Genomic DNA, 17,948 nt, shown 5'->3' with positions numbered 1-17,948 from the left:
GCTGGGGGGCGAAGCCGCCCCAACAAGGACGCCGCAGTTTTTCAGGAAGACCGAGGCGCCTGGATTTGGGGCGGCTTCGCCCCCCAGCGCGGGGCAAGCCCGCTCACTACAAAGGCGTCAGGCTGAGGTGATGTTGGCCCGCGCCGCGTGCAGTTTCTTGTAGCTGTCGATCAAGCGCAGATGCCGGTCCAAGCCTTCCAGCTTCATGCTGGTCGGCGTCAAGCCGTAGAACCGTAGCGTGCCGTTGACCGAGCCAATCACTGCGTCCATACGCTCATTACCGAACATCCGGCGGAAGTTGGCCTCGTAGTCCTCCAGTTCCAGATCTTCATCCAGATGCATCTCCAGCACCGCATTCACCCCCTGGTAAAACAGCCCGCGGTCGACAGTGTTGTCGTTGTACTGCAAGAACATCTCCACGCACTCTTTCGCCTCTTCATATTGCTGCAAGGCGAGATAAATCAGCAGCTTCAACTCCAGGATGGTCAGTTGCCCCCACGCGGTGTTGTCGTCGAACTCGATGCCGATCAAGGTGGTGATGTCGGTGTAGTCATCCAGTTCGCTTTCCACCAGGCGCTCGGCCAGGGCCTTCAGCTCGTCATCGCTGAGACGGTGCAGGTTGAGGATGTCCTCGCGGAAAAACAGCGCCTTGTTGGTGTTGTCCCAGATCAGGTCGTCCACCGGGTAGATTTCCGAGTAGTCCGGCACCAGGATGCGGCACGCGGTGGCACCGAGGTGTTCGTACACCGCCATATAGGACTCTTTGCCCATGCCTTCGAGAATCCCGAACAGGGTCGCGGCTTCCTGGGCGTTGGAGTCTTCGCCATGGCCCGAGAAATCCCACTCGACGAATTCATAATCCGACTGGGCACTGAAGAAGCGCCACGAAACCACGCCACTGGAATCGATGAAGTGTTCGACGAAGTTGTTCGGCTCGGTCACTGCGTGGCCTTCGAACGTTGGCTGCGGCAGGTCGTTCAAGCCCTCGAAGCTACGGCCCTGCAGCAGTTCGGTCAGGCTGCGTTCCAGCGCCACTTCCAGGCTGGGGTGCGCGCCGAACGAGGCGAATACGCCACCGGTGCGGGGGTTCATCAAGGTCACACACATCACTGGGAATTCACCGCCCAAGGACGCGTCCTTGACCAATACCGGGAAGCCTTGGGCTTCCAGGCCTTGAATACCCGCCAGAATGCTCGGGTATTTGGCCAGTACCTCGGCAGGCACGTCCGGCAACGCAAATTCGCCTTCAATGATTTCGCGCTTCACCGCCCGCTCGAAGATTTCCGACAGGCACTGAACCTGCGCTTCAGCCAAGGTGTTGCCCGCGCTCATGCCGTTGCTGAGGTAAAGGTTTTCGATCAAGTTGGACGGAAAGTACACCACTTCACCGTCGGACTGGCGTACGAAAGGCAGCGAAACAATGCCGCGTTCTTCATTCCCCGAGTTGGTGTCGAACAGATGCGAACCGCGCAGCTCGCCATCGCGGTTGTAGATCTTCAGGCAGTAGGCGTCGAGGATTTCCGGCGGCAGCTCATCCTTGGGGCCCGGCTGGAACCAGCGCTCATCCGGGTAATGCACGAATGACGCGTTGGCCAGTTCTTCACCCCAGAACTGATCGTTGTAGAAGAAGTTGCAGTTGAGCCGCTCGATGAACTCGCCCAACGCCGATGCCAAGGCGCCCTCTTTGGTCGCACCCTTGCCGTTGGTGAAGCACATCGGCGAATGCGCATCGCGGATATGCAACGACCACACGTTAGGCACGATATTGCGCCACGAAGCGATTTCAATCTTCATGCCCAGGCCGGCCAGAATGCCGGACATGTTGGCAATGGTCTGTTCCAGCGGCAGGTCCTTGCCCGCAATGTAGGTGCCGGTCGAGGAAGTGGAGCTGGGCATCAGCAACGCCTGGGCATCGGCATCGAGGTTGTCCACTTCTTCGATGACGAATTCAGGGCCGGCCTGTACGACTTTTTTCACGGTGCAACGGTCGATGGAACGCAGGATGCCCTGGCGGTCCTTGTCGGAAATATCCGCCGGCAACTCGACCTGGATCTTGAAGATCTGGTTGTAGCGGTTTTCCGGGTCGACAATATTGTTCTGCGACAGGCGAATATTCTCAGTCGGAATATTGCGCGTCTGGCAATAAAGCTTGACGAAGTACGCCGCGCACAACGCTGACGAAGCCAGGAAGTAATCGAATGGCCCCGGTGCCGAACCGTCGCCTTTGTAGCGGATCGGCTGATCGGCAATCACCGTGAAGTCATCGAACTTGGCTTCAAGCCGAAGGTTGTCGAGAAAGTTGACCTTAATTTCCATGCGGGCACACCAGAATAACGAGCTAAACAAAATGGCCGCTATTATGAGGATTTTCGCCGGGAAGTTTCAGGGTTTTGCCGATCAACTGCTGATCGGTGGGTCAAGCCGGTGGATGGACCCCACCACCGGGATGATCTTCGTGCCGTGCGGCTGGCGTTCAGCCAGCGCTTATTGTTAGCGCAGGCGGATCGACAGTTCGATGTCATCGGCAAAGGGCACGGACAGGTAACCGTTATCCGCCGAACGCACATGCGCCAGGTACTCCGGGCAATAGTCAGTGTTGTCGGCCACCACCAGGGCACCGGGCCGCAGGTGTTTTTCCACCAGGCCCAGCACATCGCCATACAACGACTTGGCGCCATCGAGCAGCAACAGGTCGACGGTTTCCGGCAGCCCCGTGGCCAGGGTAACCAGGGCATCGCCTTCACGGATTTCGATCAGGTCGCTCACCCCGCCTTCGATGAAATGCTCGCGTGCCAGGGCGATCTTCGAGGCTTCGAATTCGCTGCCGACCAGCACTCCGCCGCCGTTGTCGCGCAAGGCGGCAGCCAGGAACAGCGTGGACAGGCCGAACGAGGTGCCGAACTCGACGATGGCCCGTGCCCGGCTGCTGCGGGCGAGCATGTAAAGCAGGCTGCCGGTGTCGCGGGAGACCGGCAGCCACAGGTCCTTGAGCATTGTGTAGAGCGCCAGGTATTCGGTTTTACTGTGCATCAGGCGGTCGCGCTCTTCGCGGGGGACGCTGTCGATGATCGGGCTGGTGGCCGCACTGGCTTGGGTGTAGAGGCGTTCGATCAGCGGCGCCAATGGCGCGGTGGTCAGGGTCGTCATGGTTGCTTTCCGTCAGGTTGGGGCTAGGATGCGACTAATTCATCGCATTAAAAGTATGCGAGTGATTCATCGTCTTCGCTATTCGCATTGGCCCAGCAGCCGGAGCTCTCCATGACCACCCGCCAGACCCCGCGTATTTCCTCGCGCAAGCAACCGCAACAGGCCCGTTCCACCGAACTGGTGGCGGCTATCCTGCAGGCCGCTACTCAGGTTTTGGCCAAAGAAGGTGCCACCCGTTTCACCACCGCGCGGGTGGCGGAAAAGGCCGGTGTGAGTGTGGGCTCGGTGTATCAGTACTTTCCCAACAAGGCGTCGATTCTGTTTCGACTGCAAAGTGATGAGTGGCAACAGACCACGCAAATGCTGTGTGACATCCTCGACGCTGCCGACGAGCCACCGTTGACGCGTCTACGGACCCTGGTGCATGCCTTCATCCACTCCGAATGCGAGGAAGCGCAGATGCGTGGGGCTCTGCACGACGCAGCGCCACTGTATCGGGATGCGCCTGAAGCCGTGCAAGTGCGCGCGGCAGGTCGCCAGGCGTTCCAGCGTTTCATGCTGGAACTGCTGCCCGAGGTACGCGACGAATCCCGCGCCCTGGCGTGCGACCTGATCCTCACCACCCTCAGTTCGGTGGGCAAGGACTTTTCAGGCAGCCCGCGTACGCCGGCAGAGATTGCGGTTTACGCGGATGGCATGGCGGATATGTTTCACGCTTATGTGAATACGCTCAACCAAGGCTGATGCTCCACGACATCGCGCAGCGGCTGCCAGGCTCAAACCCGTGGGCATATTCATCCGCCAGGATTTGCGCCAGACGCGGGTCCGTTTCGGGTTTGAACCCCAGTCGGGTGTAGAACGGAGCGTTCCACGGCACGTGCTTGAACGTGGTCAGCGTCACCGCACGCAATGCATTTGATTGGGCGTAGTCCTTGGCGGTCTCCAGCAGCTTGCGCCCCCAGCCCTGGCCCTGGACGGCTTGCGCAACTGACATCTCATGGATATGTAAAACGCCATCCTGGGGTTCTGCGCTGAGGAAGCCTTGAAGCTGATCGTTGGCGTCGACCACCACCCAACAGGTCGATAAAGCGATCAGTTGCTGATGGCGCTCGACCGTCAGGGTGGCGCTGTCCGCCAACCCGCCCAACCCGTCGATCTCACGGAACACCTGGGCAGCAGACCGCTCAATGGCGGGTAACAAAGGCGCGTCCTCTCGATGCGCGAGGCGAATGTGGGCAGACATAGGATCTCAACTCGGGATGGCGATCGCAGTGTAAAGACAATGCCGGGGGCTTTCGAACAAATCCCTGTCTGGATTTGCGCAATCGCTGATATGTTTTGCTCCTCTCCTGCGAAGGGATGTGCCATGGAACCGTTAGCGACAAACGCGGCATTGGTGATCATCGACATGCAACAGGGCATGAATGACGCCAAGCTTGGGCGACGCAATAATCCGCACGCCGAATTGCACATACAGCACCTGCTCAGCGCGTGGCGGCAGTCCCGGCGCCCCGTCGTGCATGTCCGGCATATTTCCCGCACCCCTGGCTCGGTGTTCTGGCCCGGCCAGCCGGGCTGCGAATTCCAGGCCACGCTGGCGCCGCTCCAACATGAGCATGTCGTGGAAAAAAACGTACCCGATGCCTTCACTGCAACCGGCCTGGAGCGTTGGCTGCACATGCGCTCGATCCAGCAATTGGTGATCGCTGGCGTGATTACCAACAACTCTGTCGAATCCACCGCGCGATCCGGCGGTAACCTGGGCTTCGATGTCATCGTCGTCGAGGATGCTTGCTACACCTTTGATCAAACCGACTTGCGCGGCCACCTCTGGCCGGCCGAGGACGTGCATGCTCTGTCGCTGAGTAACCTGGCAATGGATTACGCCAGGATCGCCGAGACGACTCAGTTATTGGCTCGCTGCTGACAAGGTCGGTCGGAGTCGGACGCAAGTGCATCGGTGCATCGCTGCTTTGCACGGCGCTTATCGAGGCGATTTTTCAGAACAAAATTATTCCTTGTTGTACACAAAATACCGCTAAAGCTTTATCCACATCGAGCCGAAACAGACAGTGATATCAAATCGCCTACCCGCAGTTTCGGGAAGGGTGATTTGGCCGCCCTCCCCGCTGATGGTCGTCCCGATGAAAATAAAAAATAAGCTGGTGCTTGCTTTCGTATCCGTCGCTTTTATCCCGGTGAGCCTTGTTGCGGTGATCTCCGTGATGAATACGCGCACTCAGGCGGTCGAGCAGTTCATTGATGGCAGCACCCGTGAGATCCGCCAGATCGACGGCAACATTCGGCAGTTCTTCGATGGCACGGTGCAGAACGTCGATCAAATGGCCGCCGATCCTGTATACACTTCCGTGAACACGCTGAAAGACTACCAGTCCGCCAATGCGCCCAGCCAGCCGATGCCGGCGCAGGCCCAGCAGGTGATTGAGCAGTTTGCGCGTTTCGGTTCGACGCATCCGTCGGCGGCGATCCTGTCCATCGGCCTGGAAGACGGCACCTACGCCAAATGGCCGGATGACCCGCAACTGGCCAAATACGATCCGCGCGCTCGCCCCTGGTACAAGGCGGCGATGGCCAGCCCCGGCAAGACCGTGCGCACCCCGGCTTACTATTACGACAAAGATGACGTCGCCCTGGTGGGCACCGCACGGGCGTTGCTGGATAACACCGGCAAGCCCAAGGGGGTGTTCGTGGTCAGTGTGTCGCTGAAGAACCTCACCGAATTGCTCAAGAGCATCAAGCTGGGTGAAAGCGGCTATGTGATGCTGATCGAGGACGGCGTGGTGCTGGTCGACCCACGCAATGCGGCGCACAACTTCAAGCCGCTCAAGGACCTCGGCGCCCCTTATGCGCAGTTGGCCGATACGCCCCAGGGTTCCACCGAGGTGGTGATCGACGGCGTGCGTTACATGGCCAACGTCTGGACCTCCCCGGGCCTCGGCTGGCGTTATGTGGGGTTGATCGAATACAACGAAGTGATGGCAGCCGCCACGCGCATGACCTACCTGACCGCCGTGATCGTGGCGGTGCTGGTGCTGATCTTCGGGCTGATTGCCGCGGCGTTTTCCAAGGTGATCGTCAAGCCCATTGGCCAGGTCAGCACCGGCTTGCAGTCGATCGCCCAGGGCGAAGGTGACCTGCGCCATGAGTTGCTGGTGCAGGGCAAGGATGAAACCGCCGAGCTGGCCGGCTGGTTCAACAAGTTTCTCGCCGCGATCCGGCAGCTGATCCAGCATATCGGTGCGGCTTCGACCAACTTGCACGACGCGTCCAAGGTCAACAGCGAAGTGGCGCATAACATGAACGAAGCGGCCGGGCGCCAGCGTGAAGCCGTGGAGTTGGTGTCCACGGCGTTCAACGAAATGGTCGCCACCGCCAACGAAGTCGCACGCTCATGCAGTGGCGCGGCGGAATCCGCCGAGAACGGCCATCGCCGGGTGGCCGAAGGCAAGCAGCAGATCGAGGTGACCACCGATAACGTCAACCGCCTGGGTCGCCGCTTGACCGAGTCGTCCCAGGCGATGGTCGAACTCGAAGCCGGCAGCCGCAGCATCAACCAGATCCTCGGCACCATCCGCGCCATTGCCGAACAGACCAACCTGCTGGCCCTCAACGCCGCCATCGAAGCCGCCCGGGCCGGTGATCAAGGCCGGGGGTTTGCGGTGGTGGCGGATGAAGTACGCGCGCTGGCCAAGCGCACGTCCGACTCCACCGGCGAGATAGAAAGCCTGCTCGGCACCCTCGGCAGCAAGACCGAGGAAGTCACGCAGAAGATGAGCAGTTGCCTGGACCTGTCCCGGGCCAGTGTGTCGTCCATCGAGAGCGCGCGCGACAGCTTTGAAGGCATTCAGTTGTCGGTCAATGAGATCCGCGACCAGAACCTGCAGATTTCCGCCGCCGCCGAAGAGCAACACAGCGTGGCGGAGGAGATCAACCGGCATATCCAGCAGATCTATGACGAGGCACGTTTAGTCGAGACCCTGGCCCACTCGGCGCAGGATGATTCGGGGCGGTTGTCGAACCTGTCGGCGGAACTGAACGGGCTGGTCGGGCGCTTCAAGTCCTAGCGCGGGCACTGTGCCGTCATTCTTTCGATACGAAATACACTGAACTATCTGACAAACGCAGGGCTCCTTTCCTATGCGCTGCCCCGATTCCAGGGGCGTTGTATAACAAGGAGCCGCCATCCCATGACCACCCTACCCGCCTATCGCTACGCCCCCGGGCCGCTGCACACGACGCTGCTCGCCGGTACCGTGCCGTTGTTTCTGGGTGCCCTGCTCAGTGATATCGCCTACACCCAGACCTACCAGATTCAATGGGCCAACTTCGCCTCTTGGCTGATCGCCGGCGCGCTGGTGTTTTGTGGTCTTGCGCTGTTGTGCGCACTGATCAACCTGCTGCGTGCCGAACACAAAGCCGGGCAACCGACCGTCTACGTGCTATTGCTCGTGGCAACCTGGGTGCTGGGCCTGATCAACGCGTTCCAGCACGCCAAAGACGCCTACGCCGCCATGCCTGCCGGGCTGGTCCTGTCGGTGATCGTGACGCTGCTGACGCTGGCCGCCACCTGGACCGGCCTGCGCTCGGGAGGTGCCCAATGAAGACTGCCCACACCCTGACCCTGTTAAGCGCAGCACTGTTGCTCAGTGCTTGTGGCGGCGAAGCCGACAGACCGCAACCTCACGGCCCTGACCCCAAGCTGCCGGAGCAGCAAAGCAGCCTGTTGCCGAGCATGAAAATTGCCGAACCCACGCCCTGGGGTTCGCAAAAACCCAAAGTGCCCGAAGGCTACAGTGTCACCGCCATCGCCACCGGCCTGGCCATCCCGCGTCAAACCCTGGTCCTGCCCAACGGCGACATTCTGGTCGCCGAAGGCCGTGGTGGTAGCGCGGCCAAGCTCAAGCCCAAAGACGTGATTGCCAGTGTGATCAAGGCCCAGGGCAATACCCAGGTCAAAGGCGGCAACCGCCTGACCCTGTTGCGCGATACCGATGGTGACGGCACTTATGAGCTGAAAACCGTGTTTGCCGACAATCTCAACGCCCCCTATGGCCTGGCCTTCGCCGACGGCAAACTCTACGTGGCTAACCAGGACGCGCTGGTGCGCTTTGACTACACCGATGGCCAGACCAAAGCCAGCGCGCCACCCGTCAAAGTCACTGACCTGCCGGCGCAGATCAACCACCACTGGACCAAGTCCCTGGCCGTGAGCGCCGACGGGCGCCAGCTCTACGTGGGCATCGGCTCCAACAGCAACATTACCGAGCGTGGCATGGAAGTGGAGATCGACCGGGCGATGGTCTGGCAGATCGATGCCGCCACCGGCGCGCACAAACCCTATGCCACCGGCCTGCGCAACCCGACGGCGCTGAAGGTGCAGCCAGGCACCGGCCAACTGTGGACAGTGGTCAACGAGCGCGATGAACTCGGCCCCGACCTGGTGCCGGACTACCTGACTTCGGTGCGCGAGGGCGCCTTCTACGGGTGGCCCTACAGCTACTGGGGCCAGAACGTCGACAGCCGCGCACAGCCGCAGAACCCGGCGAAAGTGGCAGCGGCGATCAAACCCGATTACAGCCTGGGCTCCCACGTTGCGGCGTTGGGTGTGGATTTCTCCATCCCCGCAATGGGTGAGAAGTTCGCCGACGGCGTGTTCATCGGCGAACACGGCAGTTGGAACCGCGACAACCCGGTGGGCTACAAGGTGATCTTCGTGCCGTTCAGCAACGGCAAGCCAGCCGGCGAACCCGTTGACTTCGCCACCGGTTTTCGCGGCGACGACGGCAAGACCCGAGGGCGCCCGGTGGGCGTGACGGTGGACCCGAAAGGTGCGCTGATCATCGCCGATGACTTGGCCAACACCGTTTGGCGGGTGACGCGCAACCCGTAGGCAAAGGGTTTGACATGCTTGCCCGAGGCAACCATATTGTTGCCTCAGGCAACCATTTGAGCGCCATCATGTCCACCACCCTTTCCGAACGCGCCGGCATCATCCGTGGTTTCAATCGTTTCTATACGCACCAGATCGGTGTGCTGCAGGAACACCTGCTGCAAAGCGACTTCTCCCTGACCGAAATCCGTGTGATGTACGAGTTGTCGTCGCGTGGCGATCTGACCAGCGCCGACCTGTGCCAGATGCTGGGCCTGGATGCCGGATACCTGAGCCGGCTGATCAAAGGATTCGAGAAGAAGGGCCTGGTCGAGAAAGTGCGCTCGGTCACTGATGCGCGTGCGGTGCAACTGCATCTCAGCGACCTCGGCCGCTCCGTGCTCGCGCCCCTGGAACAGAAAACCCAGCTGGAAGTCATCGCCTTGCTGCAAGGCCTGCCCGAACTGCAACAACAGCAACTGACCGCAGCCATGCAGCGCATCCAGACGCTGCTGCAAGGTCGCGCACCCAGCTACCTGCTGCGCGACCCGCAACCCGGCGATATGGGCCTGGTGGTGCAACAGCAAGCGGCGTTGTATGCCCGCGAGTACCACTGGAACTGGGAATTCGAAGCCTTGGTGGCGGAAATTGTCGCCAAGTACCTGCGCGAATTTGACCCAAGCTGCGAGCGCTGCTGGATCGCGGAAAAGGATGGCGAGGTGGTGGGCTCGATATTCGTGATACGTCATGACGAGACCACGGCCAAACTGCGCATGCTCTACGTGGACGCCAGTGCGCGGGACATGGGCATCGGCCAGCGCCTGGTGGACGAATGCCTGCGCTTTGCCCGGCATGCCGGCTACCAACGCATGGTGCTCTGGACCATGAGTGCGCTGACCGACGCCTGCAGGCTCTACCAGAAAGCCGGTTTCGAGTTGATCGAAGAAGAACCCACCCAAAGCTTCGGCAAGCCCCTGGTCAGCCAGACCTGGGCGCGTGATCTGTAGATCGGGGCCTGTCACCCAAGCCCCGCACCGCTTATAGGTCGGTGATTTCCTTGTGGCGTGGCACCAGCGCTTTCATCACGCTCCACGCCACCAGGTACGCCAGCGCACAGATCGCAAACATGATCATGTAGCCGGTGTGAATATCATTGACGGACTTGTAGTAGTCGAACACCCAGCCGCCGATCTTGGTCATGACCACGCCGCCCAGACCGCCGGCCATGCCGCCGATCCCCACCACGGACGCCACGGTTTTCTGCGGGAACATGTCGGACACGGTGGTGAAGATATTGCACGACCACGCCTGATGCGCCGAGGCGCCGATACCGATCAGCAGCACCGGCACCCAGAAGCTCAGGTAACCCAAAGGCTGCGCGAGCAACACCACCAGCGGGAACAGTGCGATCACCAGCATGGCTTTCATCCGGCCGTCATAAGGTGCATCGCCCCGCGCCATGAAGTAGCTGGGGAACCAGCCGCCGCCGATACTGCCGACCATGGTCATGCTGTACAGCACCGCCAGCGGCATCACGATATCCGCGCCTTTCATGCCGTACTGCGCCGACAGGTAAGTCGGCAGCCAGAACAGAAAGAACCACCACACTCCGTCGGTCATGAACTTGCCAAAAGCGAATGCCCAGGTCTGGCGATAGGTCAGCAACTTGAACCAGGAGACTTTTTTCTGCGGCGCGCCGGCAGTTGCAGGGGTAAAGGGTTGTAGGGTCTGGTCACTGCGGATGTAGGCCAGTTCTTCGGCCGAAAGGCGCTTCTGCTCCTCCGGTTTCTGGTAAAGCACGCCCCACACAGCCACCCAAACAAACCCCAGCATGCCGATGACGATGAACGCCGCTTCCCACCCCCACAGCCCGGCAATCAACGGCACGCAGATCGGCGCCAGGATCGCCCCCACGTTGGCCCCCGAGTTGAAGATGCCGGTGGCCAGGGAGCGTTCTTTCTTCGGGAAGTACTCGGCGGTAGCCTTGATCGCGATGGGGAAGTTACCTGCTTCGCCAATGGCCAGGACGGCGCGGGACAGCATGAAGCCGGCAATCGACACCGGGATCACTGCAAGGCCAATGGCCCCGCTGAGCGCCGCAATCCCCTCGCCCATCGGCACCGCGAACGCATGCATGATTGCGCCGGTGGACCAGATGCCGATCGCCACGACATACGCCGCCTTGGTGCCGATCCTGTCGACAAACCGCCCGGCAAACAACATGGAAATCGCATAGACGAACTGGAACACCGCAGCAATGTTGGCGTAGTCGGTATTGCTCCAGCCAAATTGCGTCGACAGTTGTGGCGCCAGCAGGCTGAGCACCTGGCGGTCGAGGTAGTTGACGGTAGTCGCGAAGAACAGCATCGCGCAGATGGTCCAGCGATAGTTGCCTACCGCCTGGCCCACGCGCTGGGCGTTGAGGGGCTCGTTCAAGTTCATGGCATCACTTTTTATTGTTTTTAGTAAGACACACGTAACGTCATATGTCGTCGTACAACATATGACTTTTATATCGAGCAGCCCGAGCGCTGTCAATCTGAAAGATTCAGCTTTGTTGAGGCCCTCGCAGGGATAGGAAGAATCGGGCAGGCACAGTTGTAGGATGACGCTGCTGATTACTCCGCGAAGAGCACGCCTGGCCATCCCCACTGCAAAAAAAACCAATCAGTGGTGAATTATTTCGTATGCGCTTGTATCTGAACTGACAGAGCGGTGCCATCGCAACGATGGCACCTCCCCTGTTCAGATTTAGAGTGGCCCGCATGAAATTACGCAAGAAAAGCGTCAAACCCATCGGATTGAAAGACATCACCATCGTCGACGATACCAAGGTGCGCAAGGCAATCACCGCCGCGGCCCTGGGTAACGCCATGGAGTGGTTCGACTTCGGCGTCTACGGTTTCGTCGCCTATGTACTGGGCAAAGTGTTCTTCCCCGACGCCTCGCCCAGCGTACAAATGATCGCCGCACTGGCTACCTTCTCCGTCCCCTTCCTGATCCGTCCTCTGGGCGGCCTGTTCTTCGGCGCATTGGGCGACAAATACGGGCGGCAGAAAGTCCTCGCCGCCACCATCGTGATCATGTCCCTGAGTACCTTTGCCATCGGCTTGATCCCAGGTTACGCCTCCATTGGCATCTGGGCACCGATCCTGTTGCTGCTCTGCAAGATGGCCCAGGGGTTTTCGGTGGGCGGCGAATACACCGGCGCCTCGATCTTCGTCGCCGAATATGCCCCGGACCGCAAGCGCGGCTTCCTCGGCAGTTGGCTGGACTTCGGCTCCATCGCCGGCTTCGTGCTCGGCGCGGGCGTGGTGGTGTTGATTTCCAGCGTGCTGGGCGAGGAACAGTTCGAAGCCTGGGGCTGGCGCCTGCCGTTCTTCCTCGCCCTGCCCCTGGGCATCATCGGCCTGTACCTACGCCATGCGCTGGAAGAAACCCCGGCCTTCCAGCAGCACATGGACAAACTCGAGCAAGGTGATCGCCAGGGCCTGACCCACGGCCCCAAAGTGTCGTTCAAGGAGGTCGCCACCAAGCACTGGCGCAGCCTGCTGACCTGCATCGGTATCGTCGCGGCCACCAACGTGACCTACTACATGCTGCTCACCTACATGCCCAGCTACCTGTCGCACAACCTGCACTACAAAGAAAACAGCGGCGTGCTGATCATCATCGCGATCATGGTCGGCATGCTGTTCGTACAGCCATTCATTGGCTTTATCAGCGACAAGATTGGCCGCAAGCCTTTCATCATCGCCGGTAGCATCGGCCTGCTGTTGTTGGCTATTCCAGCGTTCATGCTGATCACCAGCGGCAAGATCGGCCTGATCTTCGGCGGCCTGCTGATCCTGGCCGTCGTGCTGAACTTCTACATCGGCGTGATGGCCTCGACCCTGCCGGCCATGTTCCCCACCCATATTCGCTACAGCGCGCTGGCGAGTGCCTTCAACGTCTCGGTACTGATCGCCGGTCTCACCCCTACCGCCACGGCCTGGCTGGTGGAAAGCACCGACGACCTGTACATGCCGGCCTACTACCTGATGGCGTTTGCCGTGATCGGCCTGATCACCGGCCTGACCATGAAGGAAACCGCCAACCGCCCCCTGCGCGGCGCCGCCCCGGCGGCCTCGGATATAGAAGAGGCCAAGGAGTTGCTGCAGGAGCACCACGACAGTATCGAACAGAAGATCGAAGCGATTGACGCCGAGATTGCCGAGCTGGAAGCCAAGCGCAAGAGCCTGGTCGAGCAGCACCCACGTATCAACTAAGCGGCTGGCGTGGCGGCGCCTGCCGCCACGCCATCGGAGTGTTCAACCATGATCCCCAGCGTCAACCCGACCCACTCGTTTCTCAGTCCGGAGGAGCGTGCCGCCATCGCGGAAATCGAGGCCACCACCAGCATCCTGCAATTGGTGACTCGCTTGACCAACATGCGCTTCGCCGGCATTGCCAAATTCACCGACGTGGAGTGGATAGTCTGCTCCGTGTACGACACCGCCAACATGGGCATCCATGTGGATGACGTGCTCGATCTGGAAACCACCCTGTGCAGTGAGTTCTGCATCAACCCCCACGCACTGTTCATCCCGCAAGTCAGCCAGGATGGCCGTTTTTCAACCCGCCCGGTGGTCAAGCAGTACGCCATTGAAAGCTACGCCGGCGCACCTATCTTCCTGCCGGACGGCCGCCTGTTCGGCGCGCTGTGCGCCCTGGATTCACGGGCGATGCTGTTTGACGACCCCAACCTTTCGGAAACCCTGAGCCTGTTTGCGCGGCTGATCGGCTGTATCTTCTTCGCTAACTTAACGGCGGCCGAACAGTAACAACACGCTTGCCTCGCAACACGGCCACATCGCGCTTGGGAGGCACGCCGAACAGCCGGCTGTACTCTCGACTGAATTGTGACGGGCTTTCATACCCCACTTTGAAGGCGGCGCTGGACACGTCCTGATGTTCGTTCAACATCAAGCGCCGCGCCTCGTTCAAACGCAGCCATTTTTGATACTGCAACGGGCTCATTGCGGTGAGTTGGCGAAAGTGATGATGAAAAGTGGCCGGGCTCATTTGCACGCGGGCGGCCAACTCATCCACCCGTAGCGGTTCGTCGTAATTAAGCTTCAGCCAGTCAATCGCCTTGGCGATCCGATAGCCCTGACCGTCCACCGCACAGATCTTGCGCAGGCGCCCGGCCTGATCACTCTTGAGCAGGCGGTAGTGGATTTCGCGCTGAATCAACGGGGCAAGCACCGGGATCGCCTCGGGCTCATCCAGCAGAGCCACCAGCCGCGCGAACGCCTGGAGCATGCCCTCGGTAACAGTACCGATACCCACGCCCTTCAGCGCTGCCCGTTCTCGGGTTGGCGGCAACTCACCCTGGGCGATCAGTTCAGCCAGGATCTGCAGGTCCAGCTTGAAGGTCAGGCCCAGGCAAGGTTGAGCCGGGCTGGCGGCCAGCACCTCGGAGTTGGCCGGAATGTCCAGCGAGGTCACCAGAAATCGCGAGGTGTCGTAGGCGTAACCCAGCCCGCCCACCCACAACTGCTTCGCACCTTGGGCGACCAACACAATGCTGGGCTCGACCATGCAGACCACCGGCGCCGCCGGCTGCTCCCGCCGATAAAAGCCCAGGCCCGGGATCGCCATGGGGCGGTCACCCGGCGTGCAAACCTGCGAACCGATGGCTTGGATCAAGCTATCCAGAGGCGTTGGGTTGTTCTTCATAAAAGGCTCTTTTCTCTCTTCATCGAACTTTACCCCGGACGCCCCATGAACGTCCCCAGCAAACGCCAAGACTCAGAGGATCAGGCAAGTAATCCAGTGAAACGCACTACAGAACCACAGGCCACATCAGGAAAATGCACGGACCAACCTTCTCACGGATCACGCCATGAAAAGCCTTTTGCTCGCCCTGAGCGTGCTGCTGACGTCTTTTTCTTCACTGGGAGCCGATATGATCAACGGTGCTGACAACTTCTACAAAAGCGACAAGGTGACCGTCGAAAAAGTCACCTTCAACAACCTATATGGCATGCCGGTCGTGGCTAATCTATTCGTGCCAAAAAACCTTGCGCCGGCCTCCAAGAACGCAGCCATCGTCGTCGGCCACCCCATGGGCGCCGTCAAAGAACAGAGCGCGAATCTCTACGCGACCAAAATGGCCGAACAAGGCTTCGTCACCCTGTCTCTGGACCTGTCGTTCTGGGGTGAAAGCGCAGGCTCGCCGCGTAACGCGGTGCTGCCTGACCTCTACATTGAAGACTTCAGCGCCGCGGTGGATTTCCTCGGCACACGCCCGCTGGTTGATCGCGAACGCATCGGTGTGATCGGCATCTGCGGCAGTGGCAGCTTCGCCATTGCCGCGGCGAAAATCGACCCACGCTTCAAGGCCATCGCCACCGTGAGCATGTACGACATGGGGGCGGCCAACCGCAACGGACTCAAACACGGCGTAACGCTGGAGCAACGTCGACAACTGCTGCGTCAGGCTGCCAACCAGCGCTACGTGGAATTTCAGGGTGGCGACAGCGTCTACACCGGCGGCACTCCGCACGCCCTCAGCGGCGATGCGGTAGGCGATGAGTTCTACGATTTCTACCGCACCCCGCGCGGCGAATTCACCCCGGCCGGCGCGTCGGCGCAAACCACCACGCAGCCGACACTGACCAGCAACGTGAAGTTCATGAACTTCTATCCGTTCAACGACATCGAGACGATCTCCCCACGCCCACTGTTATTGATCGCCGGCGCTGATGCCCACTCTCGCGAATTCAGCGAGGACGCCTATCAGCGTGCCGCCGAGCCCAAGGAATTGGTGATCATCCCGGGGGCCGGCCATGTGGATCTGTACGACCGAGTCAATCTGATCCCGTTCGTCAAGCTCACCGCCTTCTTCAAAGGCAACTTGAAGTGACCTCCCCTAACACTCATACACACGGTTGGGCTGCGGTGTTCGCGATGTCTCTGGCGGCGTTCGCGTTGGTCGCCTCTGAATTCATGCCCGTGAGCTTGCTGACGCCGTTGGCGGCCGACCTGCAGATCTCCGAGGGTCAGGCCGGCCAGGGCATTTCGGTATCCGGACTGTTCGCCTTGCTCACCAGTCTGGTCATTGCGGCTGTCGCGGCACGGGTTGATCGCAAACGCCTGTTGCTGGGGTTGACCTTACTGATGATCCTGTCGGGAACCGTGGTGGCACTGGCGCCGGACTATCGGGTGTTCATGCTCGGCCGCGTGCTGATCGGCGTGGCCATAGGCGGCTTCTGGTCACTGTCGGCCGCCACTGCCATGCGCCTGGTGCCATCGGCCCAGGTGCCGCGCGCCTTGGCTATCGTCAATGGCGGCAACGCATTGGCAACCGTCATTGCAGCACCGCTGGGTAGCTTTCTCGGCGGATTGATCGGATGGCGCGGCGCATTCTTTTGCGTCGTACCGGTCGCCATGTTGGCGGGCGTATGGCTGCTGGTGAGCCTGCCATCGATAAAGATGCAGACCGCACCCCATTCCGGCAACGTGCTGCGCTTACTCAGAAAGGCTTCGGTGGCTCTGGGCATGCTCGCAGTCAGTGTATTTTTCATGGGCCAGTTCATGCTGTTCACTTACCTGCGCCCGTTCCTGGAAAACGTGACTCAAGTGAGTGTGTCCACACTGTTATTGATGCTGCTGGTGCTCGGCCTCACCGGCCTTGTGGGGACGTTCCTGATAGAACGGTGCCTGAAAAACGCTCTTTACCCGGCGCTTATCGCCATCCCGCTGTTGATGGCCGTGATCGCCGTGGCGTTGTTGGTAATGGGCAGTTCGCCAGTCGCCACCACGGCATTGCTGGGTTTCTGGGGCCTGGTGGCCACTGCTGCGCCGGTGGGTTGGTGGACCTGGCTGTCGCGCGAGCTGCCCGATGACGCGGAGGCTGGCGGCGGCTTGATGGTCGCAATCATTCAATTGGCGATTACTGCCGGTGCCACGGTCGGCGGCCTGGCGTTCGATCACTGGGGCTATCAAGCGACCTTTGAGCTGAGCGCGGCGTCGTTGGGTATCGCCGCGCTGCTGGCTTGCCTGGCCGCACGGCGCGCCTCGTTGACAACCGTGGTCGGCCGCCCTAGCGGAAAAACTGACTCGGCGTCTTGCCGAACTGTTTCTTGAACATATTGGTAAAGGCGCTCGGGCTGTCGTAGCCCAGCTCGATCGCCACATCGATGATCTTCTCCCCCACCGCAATGCGCTCCAGCGCCAGCAGCAACCGCGCCTGCTGGCGCCACTGGCCGAACGTCAGGCCGGTTTCCTTGCGGAACAGGCGCTGGATGGTCTTCTGATCCAGGCCCAGTCGGTCGCTCCAGTCCGCCACCGTCGAGGCGTCACCGGCATCCTGTTGCAACGCCTGGCAGATATGGTTGATGCGTGAGTCGGCGGGCTGGGGCAACGACAGCGGCAACGCCGGCAGAATCGCCAGTTCGTCGAGGATCAGGTGCATGATCCGCGCATCGCGCGAGTCTTCGGCATAAGGCGGCTTCAAACTCACCGATGCCTTGATCAGTTCACTGAGCAGCGGTGAAATGCTCACCGCCTTGGTCTCGGTGGGCAAATTCGGGAAGGCATCCGGGCGCACGAACACGCTGCGCATTTTCAGCGTGCCCACGCAACGCAGCGAATGCACTTGCCCGCTGGGCATCCAGAAGCCGCGATTGGACGGCACCGTCCACTGGTTCTGCGCCGAGTGCACCACCATCACGCCTTCGATGGCGTAGAGTAGTTGGTGCTTTTCGTGGCTGTGATCCGGGATCACCCAGTTTTCAGGATAATCGGTGGCGGAACTGATCACCGCCCAGTCGCCTTCATCGATCTCCTGCAAAAATTCATCCAATGGCTTGATCATTTCGCCCTTTTTGCGATAGTTGCCTCCCGATTTTCGCGAGACAGGCAT

The 17,948-nt window shown here is 60.5% G+C and carries 16 protein-coding genes and 1 pseudogene; 11 read left to right on the top strand and 6 right to left on the bottom strand.

The features are described from left to right. Positions 1-117 precede the first annotated feature (117 nt). Together ACQRBV_RS20565 and ACQRBV_RS20560 are read right to left on the bottom strand one after the other, a co-directional pair. A complete protein-coding gene (locus tag ACQRBV_RS20565) occupies positions 118-2,316 on the bottom strand; it encodes an OsmC domain/YcaO domain-containing protein (protein ID WP_411984230.1) in 2,199 nt (732 codons plus the stop codon). Positions 2,317-2,490: 174 nt separating this feature from the next. Further along, positions 2,491-3,147, bottom strand: a complete 657-nt coding sequence (locus tag ACQRBV_RS20560) for an O-methyltransferase (RefSeq protein WP_411984231.1) — start codon at positions 3,145-3,147, stop codon at positions 2,491-2,493. A gap of 111 nt (positions 3,148-3,258) precedes the next feature. Between ACQRBV_RS20560 and ACQRBV_RS20555 the strand changes: the two genes are divergently transcribed. Next, entirely contained in the window at positions 3,259-3,891 is a 633-nt protein-coding gene (locus tag ACQRBV_RS20555; protein ID WP_060752688.1) for a TetR family transcriptional regulator, read from the top strand. On the opposite strand, the gene ACQRBV_RS20550 is transcribed toward ACQRBV_RS20555, so the two are convergent. After that, positions 3,878-4,390, bottom strand: coding sequence for a GNAT family N-acetyltransferase (locus tag ACQRBV_RS20550; RefSeq protein ID WP_411984232.1), 513 nt, complete (start codon positions 4,388-4,390; stop codon positions 3,878-3,880). The two genes, ACQRBV_RS20555 and ACQRBV_RS20550, sit on opposite strands and share 14 nt — an antisense overlap. Positions 4,391-4,513: 123 nt before the next feature. Between ACQRBV_RS20550 and ACQRBV_RS20545 the strand changes: the two genes are divergently transcribed. The 6 genes and pseudogenes from ACQRBV_RS20545 to ACQRBV_RS20520 all read left to right on the top strand — a co-directional run bounded on the left by ACQRBV_RS20545 (position 4,514) and on the right by ACQRBV_RS20520 (position 10,044). After that, positions 4,514-5,074 carry a cysteine hydrolase family protein gene (locus tag ACQRBV_RS20545; RefSeq protein ID WP_104993930.1) on the top strand — a complete coding sequence of 187 codons (561 nt, stop codon included), beginning with the start codon at positions 4,514-4,516 and terminating at the stop codon, positions 5,072-5,074. Positions 5,075-5,279: 205 nt separating this feature from the next. Continuing rightward, positions 5,280-6,329, top strand: a pseudogene (locus ACQRBV_RS20540) (cache domain-containing protein); the annotation flags it as partial. A 135-nt stretch (positions 6,330-6,464) separates the two neighbouring features. Then, positions 6,465-7,232, top strand: coding sequence for a methyl-accepting chemotaxis protein (locus ACQRBV_RS20535; RefSeq protein WP_372241657.1), 768 nt, complete (start codon positions 6,465-6,467; stop codon positions 7,230-7,232). 123 nt (positions 7,233-7,355) lie between these two features. After that, positions 7,356-7,769, top strand: a complete 414-nt coding sequence (locus ACQRBV_RS20530) for a DUF2231 domain-containing protein (protein ID WP_060752684.1) — start codon at positions 7,356-7,358, stop codon at positions 7,767-7,769. Then, complete coding sequence (locus ACQRBV_RS20525; RefSeq protein ID WP_411984233.1) at positions 7,766-9,058, top strand: PQQ-dependent sugar dehydrogenase; 1,293 nt, start codon at positions 7,766-7,768, stop codon at positions 9,056-9,058. Before ACQRBV_RS20530 ends, ACQRBV_RS20525 begins: the two co-directional genes overlap by 4 nt. Before the next feature lie 68 nt (positions 9,059-9,126). Beyond that, positions 9,127-10,044 (top strand): bifunctional helix-turn-helix transcriptional regulator/GNAT family N-acetyltransferase, encoded by a 918-nt coding sequence (locus tag ACQRBV_RS20520; RefSeq protein WP_411984234.1) that lies wholly within the window; start codon positions 9,127-9,129, stop codon positions 10,042-10,044. Positions 10,045-10,075: 31 nt separating this feature from the next. On the opposite strand, the gene ACQRBV_RS20515 is transcribed toward ACQRBV_RS20520, so the two are convergent. Continuing rightward, positions 10,076-11,479, bottom strand: a complete 1,404-nt coding sequence (locus tag ACQRBV_RS20515; RefSeq protein ID WP_411984235.1) for an MFS transporter — start codon at positions 11,477-11,479, stop codon at positions 10,076-10,078. 323 nt (positions 11,480-11,802) lie between these two features. Between ACQRBV_RS20515 and proP the strand changes: the two genes are divergently transcribed. Further along, positions 11,803-13,305, top strand: coding sequence for a glycine betaine/L-proline transporter ProP (proP, locus tag ACQRBV_RS20510; RefSeq protein WP_060752680.1), 1,503 nt, complete (start codon positions 11,803-11,805; stop codon positions 13,303-13,305). 48 nt (positions 13,306-13,353) lie between these two features. Continuing rightward, complete coding sequence (locus ACQRBV_RS20505; RefSeq protein WP_060752679.1) at positions 13,354-13,860, top strand: GAF domain-containing protein; 507 nt, start codon at positions 13,354-13,356, stop codon at positions 13,858-13,860. Here ACQRBV_RS20505 and ACQRBV_RS20500 read toward each other — a convergent pair. Beyond that, the gene (locus ACQRBV_RS20500; RefSeq protein WP_090370756.1) at positions 13,835-14,758 is read right to left on the bottom strand and encodes an AraC family transcriptional regulator; all 924 of its coding nucleotides are present in this window, start codon (positions 14,756-14,758) and stop codon (positions 13,835-13,837) included. The genes ACQRBV_RS20505 and ACQRBV_RS20500 overlap by 26 nt on opposite strands. Before the next feature lie 166 nt (positions 14,759-14,924). Here ACQRBV_RS20500 and ACQRBV_RS20495 point away from each other — a divergent pair, with 166 nt between their 5' ends. Further along, positions 14,925-15,947 (top strand): alpha/beta hydrolase, encoded by a 1,023-nt coding sequence (locus tag ACQRBV_RS20495; RefSeq protein ID WP_060752677.1) that lies wholly within the window; start codon positions 14,925-14,927, stop codon positions 15,945-15,947. 44 nt (positions 15,948-15,991) lie between these two features. Then, entirely contained in the window at positions 15,992-17,170 is a 1,179-nt protein-coding gene (locus ACQRBV_RS20490; protein ID WP_411984413.1) for an MFS transporter, read from the top strand. On the opposite strand, the gene ACQRBV_RS20485 is transcribed toward ACQRBV_RS20490, so the two are convergent. After that, a complete protein-coding gene (locus tag ACQRBV_RS20485; protein WP_090370750.1) occupies positions 17,127-17,948 on the bottom strand; it encodes an AraC family transcriptional regulator in 822 nt (273 codons plus the stop codon). The two genes, ACQRBV_RS20490 and ACQRBV_RS20485, sit on opposite strands and share 44 nt — an antisense overlap.

It is taken from the genome of Pseudomonas sp. R11F (assembly GCF_050312575.1).
In the GTDB taxonomy this organism is placed as follows: domain Bacteria; phylum Pseudomonadota; class Gammaproteobacteria; order Pseudomonadales; family Pseudomonadaceae; genus Aquipseudomonas; species Aquipseudomonas palleroniana.
Note: the sequence above shows the minus strand (reverse complement) of the source record. Positions and strands in the feature narration are given on the sequence as shown.